The sequence below is a fragment of the Streptomyces sp. NPDC085937 genome (assembly GCF_044540535.1).
GTDB lineage: Bacteria > Actinomycetota > Actinomycetes > Streptomycetales > Streptomycetaceae > Streptomyces.
In genome coordinates, this window is record NZ_JBITSH010000005.1 from 1 (window position 1) to 13933 (window position 13933).

Genomic DNA, 13933 nt, shown 5'->3' on the forward strand with positions numbered 1-13933 from the left:
GGTTACATTCCGAACCCGGAAGCTAAGCCTTACAGCGCCGATGGTACTGCAGGGGGGACCCTGTGGGAGAGTAGGACGCCGCCGAACAATTCTTATAGGAAGCCCCCGTGCCATTCGGCACGGGGGCTTTCTGCGTTTCAGGCCGGCTCCACCAGCTTGGCGTCGTACGCCAGAATCACCGCCTGAATTCTGTCGCGGGATCCCGTCTTGGCGAGGATGCGGCCGACGTGCGTCTTCACCGTCGATTCGGCGAGGTGGAAGCGGGTCGCGATCTCGGTGTTCGTCCATCCTTTGCCGATGACCGTGAGGATCTCCCGCTCCCGCTCGGTCAGCGAGGACAGCCGAGGGTCGTCGGGTGGCGGCTCTTGCTCGGTGTCGCCGGCCGGGAGGTGCTGGGCGTAGGCGTCCAGGAGGCGTCGGGTCAGGCTGGGGGCGACGACCGCGTCCCCGGTGGCCACGGCGCGGATGCCGGACAGCAGTTCCTCGGGCTGGGCGTCCTTGACGAGGAAACCGGAGGCACCCGCGCGAAGACCGGCGTGGGCGTACTCGTCCAGGTCGAAGGTCGTGAGGATGAGGACGCGGGTGCGGTCGCCCGCGGCGACGATGCGGCGGGTGGCCTCGATGCCGTCCATGCCCGGCATGCGGATGTCCATCAGGACCACGTCGGGGTGCAGTCGCGCCGTCATACGGACCGCTTCGGTGCCGTTCGTGGCTTCGCCCAGGACGGTCAAGTCGTCCTGGCTCTCCAGCAGCATGCGGAAACCGAGACGCTGGAGGGACTGGTCGTCGGCGATGAGGACGGTGGTCACTGCGGGGTTTCCTCCGGAAGGTGCAGACGGACGCGCCAGCCCCGCTCGGGGTGCGGGCGTGGGCCGGCCTCAAGTGTGCCGCCGTACAGGGCTGTTCGTTCGCGCATTCCGGGGATGCCGGAGCCGTCGGACGGGGTGCGGGGCGGTGAGCCCGTCCCGGTGTCGGTGATGGTCACGGTGACGGCACCCCTGTCCCCGTGGGCGATGGAGATCTCGGAGGTCGTGTCGGGGCCGGCGTGCTTGAGGGTGTTGGTGAGGGCCTCCTGGACGACCCGGAACACAGTGAGCTGGCGGCCGGGGGGAAGGGTCGCCCGGCCCTCCACGCGCGTGTGGACGGGGAGGCCCGCGCCGCGGACGCCGTCGATGAGCTGGTCCAGGTCGGTCAGGCCGGGCTGGGGGGTCCGTTCGGCGGGGCGCCCGGTGTCCTCGTCGCGGAGGACGTCCAGGAGACGGCGGAGCTCGCCGAGGGCCTGGCGGCTGGTGGTGCCGATGGCGTCGAGCGCCTGCGCCGCCCGCTCCGGGGACTTGCCGGCCGCGTACTTGCCGCCGTCGGCGAGGCCGGTGATCACGGACAGGTTGTGGCCGATGATGTCGTGCATCTCGCGGGCGATGCGGGTCCGCTCCGCGGCGGCGGCGATGCGGGCCTGCTGGTCCCGTTCGATCTCGAGACGGCGGGCGCGGTCCTCCAGGGCCTCGGTGTAGTGGTGGCGGGTCCGTACGGTGATGCCGACCAGGATCGCCACACCGATCGAGGTCAGGTGCGAGCCGATCTGCTGGCTCCACCCGCCCTCGCCGAAACGCGCCGTGGTGATGGCCACCGGCACGAGCGTCAGAGCCGACGCCCACCACAGAGCGCGCAAGGGCCGACGCAGGGCGATGTGGTAGACGACGACCAACTGGAGCAGGGCCGCCTGGAGCGACGCCCCGGACCAGCCGTTGACAACGGCGAACGGCGCCATGGCGAGCAGCACCGCCACCGGGTGCGTACGGCGCCACAGCAACGGCACCGACAGGCCGAGGCTCAGGACGAGCAGGAGGGCGCCGGGGGCGTCCGGGTTGTGCGTGACGCTGCGCCAGCCGTCACCGGCGAAGTCGATGAGGGCGGCTGTCACCCAGAAGCCGGTGAAGGTCAGATCCCACAGGAGCGGGCGGCGCCGGTCCCATGCGAGTACGGCGTCCCGGACGCGTTGAACATGGGCGGTGAGGGGCTCCGGCGTGGTCGGCGCCTCAGCCGTCGCCGCCTCTTGCTCGCGCGTCGCGAGGTCGGTGGCGGCGGATCGGTCCGCCGCGGGGGGCCGGGTCATGCCTTCGATGATCCCCGGTCAGGGAGGCCGAGGCGTCCGTCCTGCGGTATTAAATCGGATGAGGCCGTGGTACCCCGGTACTACGGTGACGGCATGAGCTACCAGGTCCGTTCCCTGCACGCCGACGAGTGGTTCCGGGCCAAGACCCTGCGGCTTGCCGCCCTCCAGGACCCGGTGGCGCCCATCGCCTTCATGGACACCTACGAGTCCGCCGTGGCGCAGCCCGACTCCTTCTGGCGGGAGCGGGCAGAGCGGAGCGCGGAAGGGGCGACCGGGGCGCAGCAGATCATCGCCGAGGGGCCCGACGGCGAGTGGGTCGGGACGGTGACCGTGCTGATCGAGAAGCCGGGGACCACGGACTGGGCCGGTGCGCCCGTCGAGCGGCTCCAGGGGCATCTGATCGGCGTGTTCGTGCGGCCCGGGCACCGGGGCATCGGGCTCACCGAGGTGCTCTTCGACGCCGGTCTCGAGTGGGCGTGGGCGCAGGGCGCCGAGCGGGTGCGGCTCCTCGTGCACGCGGACAACGCGCGGGCGCTGCGGGCCTACCGCAAGGCGGGTTTCGTCGAGACCGGGGTGACCATGACGCTGGGGGGTGCCCCGGACGGCCCGGAACTGGAGCTGGCGGTGGAACGGCCGGAGTCAGACGGGTAGTTCGGCGTGCGGCCAGCGGGCGCGGACCTGCTCGGGGGAGCGGACCAGGGCCAGGGTGGGCATGCCCCGGTCGGCGCCGGTGGCGAGCAGGTCGGGCAGCTGGGGAAGCGGGGCCACGGCCGCCACGTCGTCGAGGACGAGGGTGAGTGGTGGGTCGAGCCGACCGGAGGATGACCGTTCGGCCATGCGCCGGCCGTGCTCGACCACGTGCGAGGCGAGCGCCGTGAGCAGAGGCATGGCGCCCGGTCCGGTGCGCGGATCCTCGATGGATTCGCCCACGACGTAGAGCGTTCCCCCTTCGTGGATGAAGGAATCCAAGGAGAGGGCATCACTTCGGTGGGGCGTGCAGGCCTCGCGGACGTTGACCGTGGAGAGGGCGGCCAGCACACGGGCGGTCAGTTGCTGGGCCATGTCGCGGCGTTCGGGGTGGGCGGTGAGCGCCGCCTCGAGTTCGCCCGCGGAGCCGGAGGCCGCCTTGGGGCTGGTGCGCAGCACCCGTACGGCGTCCTGCACCTGGAGGCCCTGCGCCCAGCGGTGGACGTGGCGGACGGTGCGGCCGTCGACGGCGGCGGCGTGCAGGTAGCTGCGGAGCAGGAGCTCCGCGGTGTCGCTGACGGCCTGGTCGAGCCGTGAGGTGGGGCGGACGGGTGTGAGGAGCGCGGCGGCGCGGGCGGTCGCGGTGTCCTTGTCCTCGCAGCCGGCGACGGGGGACCAGTGCAGGCGGGCCGGGGTGTCGCACAGGTGCGTCGGGTCGTAGAGGTGGGCGGGGCCGAGCTTCGCCCGGGCGTCCTTGGTGTCGTACCAGAGTGTGGGGTTGGACGTGACGACGAGGACGGGCCCTTCGGCGTCGCGTACGGCCTGGGCGGCTGTGGCGTGGCGGGTGGCCGGTGGGCCGTGCCGCAGGCCGGGGCCGCCGCTCTCCGTAGGGGCGGACTCCCAGCCGGGACGGGGCTCCTCAGGCGCCGGTGCCGGTGCCGTGGGAGTGGGGTCTGCCGGTGCGGCGGCGGTGGGGTGCCGCGGTGCGGGCGGGGTGGTCCTGGGGGTCCTCGGGGCGGGGACCTCGTGCACCGGTTCCGGTTCCGGTGCGGGCGTCGGGGGCGGTGCCGCCGTGGCCGGTTCCGCGCGGCGTCGGGCGCGTACGGCGCGCCAGCGGGCCACGGTGCCGAGGACGAAGACGGTGAGGACCACCAGGATCATCAGCTGGCCGATGAGCAGGCCCCAGAACAGGCCGTAGCCGGAGAGGTCCCCGGGCGGGGCGTCCGGCCAGGCACCGGGGATGTCGTGCGGGTCGGCGATCAGGTGGCGCATGGCCAGGGGTGTGCGGGTGAAGGACAGGCCGGACGGCCAGCGGCCGTGGGCGAAGAGGCCGGAGAGGCCGGTGGCCGTCCACACCATCGCGGTCATGCCGAGGAGGAACGCGAGCACGCCGACCAGAAGCCCGTCGGGGATGCCGCCCTGGCCGCCGGTGCGCCCGCGGTGCTCGTCCGGTCTCACGCGTCCCCTCCTACGCCACCGTCGACTCGGAGTCCCCGACGTGCTGTTCCACGAAGGCCGCCGCCCGCTCCTCCGCCTCCAACTCGGCGGCGCGCAGGGCGTCGTCGGCGAGGTCGGCGGACGACTCGGTCATCGCGCGGTCGGTGAAGACCAGCGGGCGTTCGGTCTCCGTGACCAGGTGTTTGACCACCTGGACGTTGCCGTTGACGTCCCAGACCGCGATGCCGGGGGTGAGCGAGGGAATGATCTCCACGGCCCACCGGGGCAGGCCCAGCACCCGGCCCGTCGCCCGCGCCTCGTCCGCCTTCTGGGCGTAGACGGTCCGGGTCGAGGCCATCTTCAGGATCGCCGCGGCCTCCTTCGCCGCCGCTCCGTCCACCACGTCGGACAGGTGGTGGACGACCGCGACGAAGGACAGGCCGAGGCGCCGGCCGAACTTCAGCAGCCGCTGGAACAGCTGCGCCACGAAGGGGCTGTTGATGATGTGCCAGGCCTCCTCGACCAGGAAGATGCGCTTCTTCCGGTCGGGGCGGATCCAGGTGTGCTCCAGCCACACGCCGACGATCGCCATGAGGATCGGCATGGCGATGGAGTTGCGGTCGATGTGGGACAGGTCGAAGACGATGAGCGGGGCGTCCAGGTCGATGCCCACGGTCGTCGGGCCGTCGAACATGCCGCGCAGGTCACCGTCGACCAGGCGGTCCAGGACCAGGGCGACGTCCAGGCCCCACGCCCGGACGTCGTCTATGGCGACGTTCATCGCCTCCGCCGACTCCGGTTCGGGGTGGCGGAGCTGGTCGACGATGTCGGACAGGACGGGCTGGCGCTCCACGATGGTCTCGTTGACGTAGGCGTGCGCGACCTTCAGGGCGAAGCCGGAACGCTCGTCCAGGCCGTGCCCCATGGCGACCTCGATGATGGTGCGCAGCAGCGCCAGCTGGCCCGTGGTGGTGATCGCCGGGTCGAGCGGGTTGAGGCGGATGCCCTGGTCGAGCGCGGCCGTCGGGTCCAGGCGGATGGGGGTTATGCCCAGCTCCTGGGCGATGAGGTTCCACTCGCCGGCGCCGTCCTCGCCCTGCGCGTCCAGGACCACCACCTGGCGGTCGCGGAAGCGCAGCTGGCGCAGCACGTACGTCTTCTCCAGGGCCGACTTGCCGTTGCCGGACTCGCCGAGGACCAGCCAGTGCGGCGCCGGGAGCTGCTGGCCGTAGAGCTGGAAGGGGTCGTAGATGTAGCCCTTCCCGGAGTAGACCTCGCGGCCGATGATGACGCCGGAGTCGCCGAGGCCGGGCGCGGCGGTCGGCAGGTACACCGCCTGCGCCTGGCCCGTGGACGTACGCACCGGCAGCCGTGTGGTCTCGACCTTCCCGAACAGGAAGGACGTGAAGGCGTCGGTGACGACGGACAGCGGATCCCGCATCTTCAGCTCAGCCCCTACCTACGAATGCCGGTGGCGAACGGGAGAGTGTTCACGAACGCGCGGTGGTGCTCGCGGTCGCACCACTCCAGCTTCAGGTACGACTTTCCGGCCGACGCCCGTATCGTCCGCTTGTCGCGGGCCAGGGCCTCGGGTGAGCGGGAGGAGACGGTGATGTAGCCGACCAGGTTGACGCCCGCGGCGCCGCTGGCGAGGTCCTCGCCGCGCTGGTCGAGACGGCTGTGCGCGGCGACGTCGCGCGGGTCGACGGTGCGGTTCATCTTGGCGGCGCGGGACGCCTCCGCCTCGTCGTTGGTCTTCTCGGTCAGCATGCGCTCGATGGCGATCTCGGTGGGTTCGAGGTCCATCGTGACGGCGACCGTGCGGATCACGTCGGGGGTGTGGACGAGCAGCGGCGCGAGGAAGTTCACGCCGACCGGGGTCATCGGCCACTCCTTCACCCAGGCCGTGGCGTGGCACCAGGGGGCGCGGGTGACGGACTCGCGGGTCTTGGCCTGGAGGTAGGTCGGCTCGGTGGCGTCGAGCTCGGCCGGCCAGGCGTTGCGCTGCGACATCGCCTGGATGTGGTCGATCGGGTGGTCCGGGTCGTACATGGAGTGGATCAGCGAGGACAGCCTGCTCTGGCCGAGCGGCTGGCGTACGCGGATGTCGGCCTCCTGGAGCCGGGAGCAGATGTCGGTCAGCTCACGGGCCATGACGACGGCGAGCCCGGCGTCCCGGTCCACCCGGCCGCCGCCCTGGCTGCGCATGGCGCGGGCCATGGTGTTGGCCTCGGCGGCCAGGTCGCGGGTGTAGTGCATGCAGGCCACGAGGTACGCGCGGTGCTGCTCGCTGCTGGTCGACACCATCGACTGCAGCTGGTCGTACGACTGCTGCAGCCACGCCGGGGCCTTCTCGTCGCCGCGGACGGAGACGTCCTTGGCGTGCGCGTCGGGGTCGGCGGGCAGGGTGCGGGCGAGCATCTGGATGCGGGTGACGAAGCCGTCGCCGTTCGCCACGTGCTTGAGCAGCGTGCCGAAGCGGTCGACGAGGGCCTCCTGGTCCTCGGAGTCGCGCAGGCCGACGCCGGGGCCCTCGATCTCGATGGCGGCGGTGACGGTCTTGCGGTCCGCGTGCAGCAGCACGGCGATCTCGTCGGGGCCGAACGGCGCGGCGAGCCACGTGATCCGGCCGATGCCCGGCGGCGCGCCGACCTCCACCTCGCGTCCGTCGAGCCGGGTGCCGGCCTCGACGACACCGGAGCGGTAGGTGGCGCCCCGGCGCAGGGTGCGCTTGTAACTGCGGTTGATCTCGAACCACTTGTAGAACGTGCGGTGCTTGTACGGCACGTACACGGCTGCCAGGGCGAGCATGGGCAGCCCGGCGAGCAGCACGATCCTGACGGACAGGACGGGGACGAGGAGCCCGCACATCATGCCGAGGAACGCGCCGACGACGATGAGCGCGATCTCACCTGTCTCGCGATTGCGGCCGACGATCGCGTTCGGCCGGGCGCGGCCGATCAGATACGTACGGCGGGGCGCGATCGCGGGGGACACATGGGAATCGGTCGTCAACGCCCTTCACCTCCCGTGCGGTTGGAACTGTTGTTGCGTGTGCCGGCGTGGGGGGTGTTCACCGGGTTGCCCGAGCGGGGCGGGGGAGCGGCGGAGGAACCCGATCCGCCGCCGCCGGACGGGCGGGAGCTGTGCGCGGCGACTCCCCCGGACGCGGGGTTGGACGGGCGGGGCGTGGCGGACTGGCCGCCCCCGCCCTGGTGGTCGGCGCGGGTGCTGTGGGTCTTGATGCCCTGCGCGACCAGGGTGGCCGGGGAGCTGATCACGGCGGCTGCCTTGCCCTCGGCGCCCTGCATGATGCGGTTGCTGCGGGAGCCGGCGATCTCGTCGCCGAAGCCGGGGACGAAGCGGTAGATCATCGCCGAGGCGAAGATCGCGAGCAGGATGATCGCGAGGCCGGAGACCACGGCGGAGAAGGCGTCGGGGCCGTCGTCGGCGGAGAGCGCGCCGGCCAGGCCGAGCACGATGACGATGACCGGCTTCACCATGATCACGGCGATCATGATGCCCGCCCAGCGGCGGACGTGGCCCCACAGGTTCTTGTCGACCAGGCCCGCGTAGACGACGGTGCCGAGGAGTGCGCCGACGTAGAGCAGGGCGGCGCGGATGACCAGCTCCAGCCAGAGGATGCCGGCGGCGAGGATGGAGACGAGGGAGACGACGATCAGCATGATCGGGCCGCCGCCGATGTCGTTGCCCTTCTCCAGGGCGGCGGAGAACGTCCCGAAGAACGTGTCCGTCTGGTCGCCGGTCGCCTTCGCGAGTACGTCGGTGACGCCGTCGGTCGCGGAGACGACGGTGTAGAGGATCAGTGGGGTGAAGGCGGAGGCGAGGACGGTCAGCCAGAGGAAGCCGATCGCCTCGGAGAGGGCGGTGGCGAGCGGCACGCCGCGGACTGCCCGCTTGGCCACCGCCAGCAGCCAGAGGAGGAGCGTGAGGATCGTCGACGCGGCGAAGACGACGGCGTACTGCTGGAGGAAGGTGTCGTTGGTGAAGTCCACCTTCGCGGTGTCCTCCACGGCGGCGCTGAGCTGTTTGACCGTCCAGGACGCGGCGTCGGCGCAGCCATGGGCGAGGGAGGCGAGGGGGTCCAGGGCGGAGGTGGGGTCACTGAGCGTCCCGGAGGTTCCGCTCCTCCGCCCACTCTCGCCGCGCTCGCAGTAGTCCTTGGCGGGGCCGACGATCAGGTCGCAGTTGTCGTCCGACGGTGTGGGCGAGGGCGTGGGTGCCGCCGTGGCACGGGCGGCCAGCATGAGGACTGCGGCCTGCGCGGTCGCGACGACCGTGGCCAGCCTGAGTACGCGGCGCGGGCTACCGGGCATAGGTGAAGCCTCCGTACTCCTGGACGGCCGTGGCCATCTCCTCGGCGGTGGACGCCTTGTCGTCCCCGGGGACGGGCGCGGGACCGTCCTTCTGCGCGAAACTGTCGACCTTCCAGTCGCCGTCGGCCCAGCGCAGCTGCAGCGTGATGGTGAACCAGTCGCTGGTCACGGGGTTGGTCGTCTTCTCCCCTGCCGTGCCGAACACGCCAGAGCACCACACGTCGACGGCGGCGGCCGTGTCCGCGTAGCTCGTCACCTTGGTGCCGATCGGCATGGTGCGGGACACGTACGTTTCGCCCGGCGCCGCGTTGCCGTTCTCGTCCAGACCGATGCTGCTGAGGAACTCCTTGGTGTACGCCTTGTCGAACCGGTTCTGCAGGGAGGCCTGCTTGTCGGTCACGAAGACCTGCCGGACGATCTCGGCGCGCCGGTCCGGCTTGAGAATGTCGGCGGAGACGAGAGTCACCGCATAGTTCGCCGCCGCGCTTTCCGCGCCCTGGCGGGTGTGGGGAAAGCCGGCCGGGACACCGGCCTCCGCCGCCGAGACGGGCTTCTCGCCCGACGGTGCCGTCGCCGCCGCCTTGGGAGAGTCGCCGCCCCCGCCCTCCTCCGCGTCGGAATCGCCGCCTCCGCGGTTCGCGAAGGCGATGGCGGCGATGAGGAGGACCACCACGCCGACGACCGTCACCAGGCTGCGCGACGACGAACGGCCGCTTCTGCGCGCGCCACCGTACGGGTCGCCGCTCCCCTCCGGCAGGCGGGTGCGGGTCCGGCCCGTGTCGTCTCCGAGACTCATACCGCGTACGCCCCCTCAGCGTCGTGCGGAAACACCTCGTACTCCGTGTACTCCACGTACGACGGTAGCCGTACCGGCTGCCGCTCGGGCGTGGTGTGGTGACTGGACATCAGGGAAACGCAACCTCAGCCGGTGGGCACGACGGGCGGGTGGGGTGGAGGGGAGCCGGGCGTGCCCGGTCGGGACCGATGGTGCGGGGTTAGACGGCCATGCCGTACACGATGGTGAACAGGGTGCCGAGCGATCCAATGATGAAGACGCCCGTGAGGCCCGCGATGATCAGGCCCTTGCCCTGTTCGGCGGAGAACGTGTCCCTCAACGCGGTGGCGCCGATGCGCTGTTTGGCCGCCCCCCAGATGGCGATGCCCAGGCAGAGGAGGATGGCGACCGCCATGACCACCTCGATCATGATCTTGGCCTCGTTGCCCAGGCTGCCGAAGGGGCCCCAATCCGGAGCGATCCCGCCGATAATGGTGTTGATGTCTCCCTCGTCGGCCGCAAAGAGCATGTAAGTCACCGCCCCTGTATGGGTAGTTCCGCATCCTCTGCGGGGGTGCAGAGGTCAGGCCTCATTGTCGCCGACGATGCCGCTGTCGTATGTCGACTTGACGTCATCTGTTGGCGGGTTTCGTAGGAATAGCTTGCCACCGGCGCGCGCCGGACTCCGGGAGGGGCGCGCTCCGACGGGTGAAGAGTCGTATCGTCACTCTGTGTATCACGCTGCGTAACGCCGGGCAATGAAGCGCGGCTCGTCCCCGGTGGCGCGGACCGAGCATGTCGTCGTATCTGATCACCCCGCAGCGGGCTTCCCGCCTCTACACTGTCGGCGGCGGTGGACTGCCGGACGGTGAGGGGTGGTTGACGGTGCGTAAGGTGTGGGTCGGTGCGACTCTTGCCGTCGGCTCCGCGCTCGCCTTCGTGATGCTGCTCGTCGTCGGGGTGTACGTCGTCGCCGGGAACCTGGTGAACGGGGTGGGCGGCGGTGCGGCCAAGGCGCTCGCCAAGGGCAGTGTGCCGGCCGCCTACCAGCAGCTCGTCTCCACCTGGGGCAACCTCTGCCCGGCCATCAACCCGGCGCTGCTCGCCGCCCAGCTGTACCAGGAGAGCGGGTTCAACCCCAGGGCGCAGAGCCACGCGGCGGCGCAGGGCATCGCTCAGTTCATCCCCGGCACCTGGGCCGTCCACGGCATCGACGGCGACGGGGACGGGGACCGAGACGTGTGGGACCCGGCGGACGCGATCCCGTCCGCGGCGACCTACGACTGCACGCTGGCGTCGTACGTGGAGGACGTCGGCGGGGATCTGACCGAAAACATGCTCGCCTCGTACAACGCGGGGGCGTACGCGGTCATCAAGTACGGGGGCGTGCCGCCGTACAAGGAGACGCAGAACTACGTCCAGCGCATCCAGGAGTTGGAGAAGAGCTTCGCCGCGCCGGTGGGGCGGGTGGATCCGTCGCGGCAGGCGGCAGGGGCCATCGCGTTCGCGCAGAAGAAGCTCGGCACCCCTTATCTCTGGGGCGGCAACGGCACCCCTGACCAGGGCGGACGCTTCGACTGCTCGGGTCTGACCAAGGCCGCGTACGAGAGTGTGGGCATCACGCTGCCGCGCGTGGCGAACGACCAGTACAACGCGGGACCGCACCCGGCCCGGGACGAACTGCTGCCGGGTGATCTGGTGTTCTTCTCGGACGACCTCACCAATTCCCGGGCGATCCGGCATGTGGGCATCTATGTCGGCGGCGGGTACATGATCGACGCGCCACGGTCCGGAGCCGTGATCCGATTCGACCCGATCGACACTCCTGACTACTTTGGTGCCACCCGGGTCACCGAAGATGGCGCGAAAGCGCTCCCCACGACCGTGTGAGCGGAGCGACAAACTCCCCCCTGAGCTGCAAAGACGCATCTCTCTTCGATAACGTCTGCGTGATCTTTCGGTGGAGTGTGGAACGTATCAGCGGGGACCGTGCGTTCCTGTTCTCGTAGCCGAGCGGACGAGCGGATCTACAGACCACGGGGGTGGCAGCACGGCGCGCGTCCGGCGTGCCGGACGACATGACGAAGGGGCCGCAGCACCATGGCTGGACTCGCCGATTCCGGGTCGAACCCCGACGTCGACCTGCTCTACGACATCAATGGCCTGGCGAAGGCCGCCCCGCCGTGGCTCGACCACGTCATGGAGTTCATCGGGGAGTACGGGGTGCTGTTCGGCCTCGTCGCGATGGTGCTCTGGTGCTGGTGGGGTGTGCGCAAGCAGGGTGGACCTGACGCGGCGTCGTCCGTGGCCGCCCTGGTGTGGGCTCCGCTCGCGGCGGGCGTCGCGGTCCTGGTGAACGTGCCGATCCGGGGGTTCGTGGAGCGGCCGAGACCGTTCAACGACCACGAGGGTCTCGAGGTGCTGGTCGACGGCAAGGACGACTACTCCTTCGTCAGCGACCACGCGACGCTCTGCATGGCGCTGGCGGTGGCGCTGTTCCTGGCCAACCGGAAGTTCGGACTGGTCGCCCTGGTGCTGGGCCTGATCGGCGGCTTCATCCGTGTCTACATGGGCGTGCACTACCCGACGGACGTGGTCGGCGGACTCGCGCTCGGTACGGCGGTCGCGCTGCTGCTCTCCCCGCTCGCCATGGCGCTGCTGACGCCGCTGATGCGGGCCGTCGAGCAGTCGCCGAAGGCCGGGTGGCTGGTCTCGGCCCGGCCGCAGGGCCAGCGCCGGCGGGTGGCCGAGCGCAGCAGGGGCAGGGCGTCGGGCGCCGGTCCCGAGGAGCGGGACCTGGCCGCCTGACGAGGGTGCGGGAAAGGGCCCGCGACCGCCGCTCCTCCCGGGGTGGCTGTCGCGGCCCTTTCGTCGGTCCGGAGGCCGGCTTCAGAAGGCCTGCGGGAAGGTGAAGACGCGGTCCGGGTCGAGGCGCCGCTTCAGCCGGGTCAGGCGCGGGGCGGCGTCGCCGTAGTAGGCGCGGCGCCAGTCGGTGAGGTCCGGGTCGGCGTAGTTCTGGTAGGCGGCGCCGGACGCGTGGGGGCGCATGGCCCGGTGAGTGTCCGTCAGCCAGGAGCGGATCGCGGTGCCGGGGGCGCCGGGTCCCCACGAGGCGAGGTACTGGGCGAGCACCCGGGAGCCGCGGTGCACGAACGCCGTCGCGGTGGGCGCGACCCGGTCGACCGCCCCGCCGAGGGCCGTGAGCGCGATGCTCGCCGAGCCGCCGCGGGCCTCCCGGATCCGGGTCAGCAGGGTGTCGACGCCCGCCGCGTCGAGCGGGCGGTCGAAGAAGTCGGAGCGGGCCGCGTAGGTCTCGCGTCCCAGGGCGCCCTCGGGGCTGCGGCCGGGTGTCGCGCCCGGCAGCCGGCACCGGTCGTCGTCGGCGAAGGAGGAGCACCCGGCGTACAGCTCCATGGACTCCTGGTACGAGCGCCGGCGCAGCGAGACGCCGCTCGCGGAGGCGCCGACGTGGTCGGCGAGCCGGTCGACGGCGTTCTGCAGCTCGCCGTAGGTGCCGAGGGAGAAGACGGTGACGGAGACGCCGGGTCCGCCGCCGGTGTTGTCCAGGTGGAGCGCGGACCAGATCTCGTCGGGCTGGCCGGGGCCCCACTCCTGCCAGGCGGCGACCACGGCGGCCGCCCGATCCCACGGCCAGGTGAGGTGTCCGGTGACGCTCCGCGGGGCGGGGTGGGTGCGGAAGCGGAACTCGGTGACGACGCCGAACTGGGCGTTGCCCGCGCCGCGCAGCGCCCAGAAGAGGTCCTGGTTCTCGGAGTCGGAGGCGGTGAGCCGGCTGCCGTCGGCGGTGACCAGGGTGACCTCGGTGAGGCTGTCGCAGGTCAGGCCGTAGGCGCGGGAGGTCACGCCGTGGCCGCCGCCGAGGGTGAGGCCGGAGATGCCGACGGTGGGGCACGAGCCGCCGGGGACGGTGAGGCCCCGGGCGGCGAGCGTGCGGTAGACGTCGATGAGCTTGGCGCCGGCGCCGACGACGGCCGTGTCGCCGTCGACACGGACGGCGTCGAGGCCGGACACGTCGACGATCAGGCGTCCGTCGCCGGAGGACCAGCCCGCGTAGGAGTGGCCGCCGCTTCGCACCGCGAGCGGGACGGCGTGCTCGCGGGCGTGGGTGAGGGCGGTGCGGATGTCGTCGGCGTGCCGCACGTAGGCGACGGCGGTGGGCCTGAGCGAGTCGAAGCGCGTGTTGTAGAGGCGGCGGGCCGTCTCCCAGTCGGCGTCGCCGGGGCGCACCAGCCGGCCGTCGAGGTGCCCGGCCAGGGCGGTCCAGTCGGCGGGCGTCGCGGGGCGTGGGGTCCTGGAGGGGGCGGGAGAGGGCGGCGGGGCGTGCGTGGGGGTGGCCGGGGCGGGTCCGGGCTTCGAGGAGGTGCACGCGGAGGAGGCGGCCGCGGTGGTGAGCGCTGCGGCGGTGCCCGCGAAGAAGGTGCGGCGGTTCACGGTCGGCCTTCCGGACGTCGGGTGGGGGGCGGCCTGTCCGGGTCCGGGCGGCCCGGCTGCCGCCGCGGTGCGCGTCCGCCGCCGTCCCGTCCGTCTCCCGTGGTCGTGCGGGGGCCATTGTCGGCACCCGGC

The 13933-nt window shown here is 71.7% G+C and carries 12 protein-coding genes and 1 rRNA gene; 4 read left to right on the forward strand and 9 right to left on the reverse strand.

The genetic code is table 11. The features are described 5' to 3' along the window. Positions 1-87 (forward strand): 5S ribosomal RNA (gene rrf, locus ACIF8S_RS12625); the annotation flags it as partial. Positions 88-137: 50 nt separating this feature from the next. Here the strand turns inward: rrf and ACIF8S_RS12630 are convergent. Further along, positions 138-809 carry a response regulator gene (locus tag ACIF8S_RS12630; protein ID WP_399999038.1) on the reverse strand — a complete coding sequence of 224 codons (672 nt, stop codon included), beginning with the start codon at positions 807-809 and terminating at the stop codon, positions 138-140. Then, complete coding sequence (locus ACIF8S_RS12635) at positions 806-2113, reverse strand: sensor histidine kinase (RefSeq protein ID WP_399999040.1); 1308 nt, start codon at positions 2111-2113, stop codon at positions 806-808. The genes ACIF8S_RS12630 and ACIF8S_RS12635 overlap by 4 nt, the downstream gene beginning before the upstream one ends. A gap of 93 nt (positions 2114-2206) precedes the next feature. Between ACIF8S_RS12635 and ACIF8S_RS12640 the strand changes: the two genes are divergently transcribed. Further along, positions 2207-2764: a GNAT family N-acetyltransferase gene (locus ACIF8S_RS12640; RefSeq protein WP_399999042.1), complete on the forward strand. Its 558-nt coding sequence runs from the start codon at positions 2207-2209 to the stop codon at positions 2762-2764. Here the strand turns inward: ACIF8S_RS12640 and ACIF8S_RS12645 are convergent. From ACIF8S_RS12645 to ACIF8S_RS12670, 6 genes are all read right to left on the reverse strand, one after another. Next, positions 2753-4258, reverse strand: a complete 1506-nt coding sequence (locus ACIF8S_RS12645; RefSeq protein WP_399999043.1) for a type VI secretion protein — start codon at positions 4256-4258, stop codon at positions 2753-2755. The two genes, ACIF8S_RS12640 and ACIF8S_RS12645, sit on opposite strands and share 12 nt — an antisense overlap. 10 nt (positions 4259-4268) lie before the next feature. Further along, positions 4269-5678: an ATP-binding protein gene (locus tag ACIF8S_RS12650; protein WP_349799149.1), complete on the reverse strand. Its 1410-nt coding sequence runs from the start codon at positions 5676-5678 to the stop codon at positions 4269-4271. Positions 5679-5692: 14 nt separating this feature from the next. Next, positions 5693-7252 (reverse strand): SCO6880 family protein, encoded by a 1560-nt coding sequence (locus ACIF8S_RS12655; protein WP_399999045.1) that lies wholly within the window; start codon positions 7250-7252, stop codon positions 5693-5695. Continuing rightward, positions 7249-8574: a hypothetical protein gene (locus tag ACIF8S_RS12660; RefSeq protein ID WP_399999046.1), complete on the reverse strand. Its 1326-nt coding sequence runs from the start codon at positions 8572-8574 to the stop codon at positions 7249-7251. The genes ACIF8S_RS12655 and ACIF8S_RS12660 overlap by 4 nt, the downstream gene beginning before the upstream one ends. Continuing rightward, positions 8564-9370: a hypothetical protein gene (locus ACIF8S_RS12665; protein ID WP_399999048.1), complete on the reverse strand. Its 807-nt coding sequence runs from the start codon at positions 9368-9370 to the stop codon at positions 8564-8566. Before ACIF8S_RS12665 ends, ACIF8S_RS12660 begins: the two co-directional genes overlap by 11 nt. Positions 9371-9569: 199 nt before the next feature. Beyond that, positions 9570-9878, reverse strand: coding sequence for a hypothetical protein (locus ACIF8S_RS12670; protein ID WP_055417641.1), 309 nt, complete (start codon positions 9876-9878; stop codon positions 9570-9572). A gap of 350 nt (positions 9879-10228) precedes the next feature. Here ACIF8S_RS12670 and ACIF8S_RS12675 point away from each other — a divergent pair, with 350 nt between their 5' ends. Both ACIF8S_RS12675 and ACIF8S_RS12680 read left to right on the forward strand, forming a co-directional pair. After that, the gene (locus ACIF8S_RS12675; RefSeq protein ID WP_349799142.1) at positions 10229-11239 is read left to right on the forward strand and encodes an NlpC/P60 family protein; all 1011 of its coding nucleotides are present in this window, start codon (positions 10229-10231) and stop codon (positions 11237-11239) included. 210 nt (positions 11240-11449) lie between these two features. Continuing rightward, complete coding sequence (locus tag ACIF8S_RS12680; protein WP_399999049.1) at positions 11450-12157, forward strand: phosphatase PAP2 family protein; 708 nt, start codon at positions 11450-11452, stop codon at positions 12155-12157. An 81-nt stretch (positions 12158-12238) separates the two neighbouring features. Here the strand turns inward: ACIF8S_RS12680 and ACIF8S_RS12685 are convergent, their stop codons facing one another. Beyond that, entirely contained in the window at positions 12239-13801 is a 1563-nt protein-coding gene (locus ACIF8S_RS12685; protein WP_399999051.1) for an FAD-binding oxidoreductase, read from the reverse strand. Positions 13802-13933 lie beyond the last annotated feature (132 nt).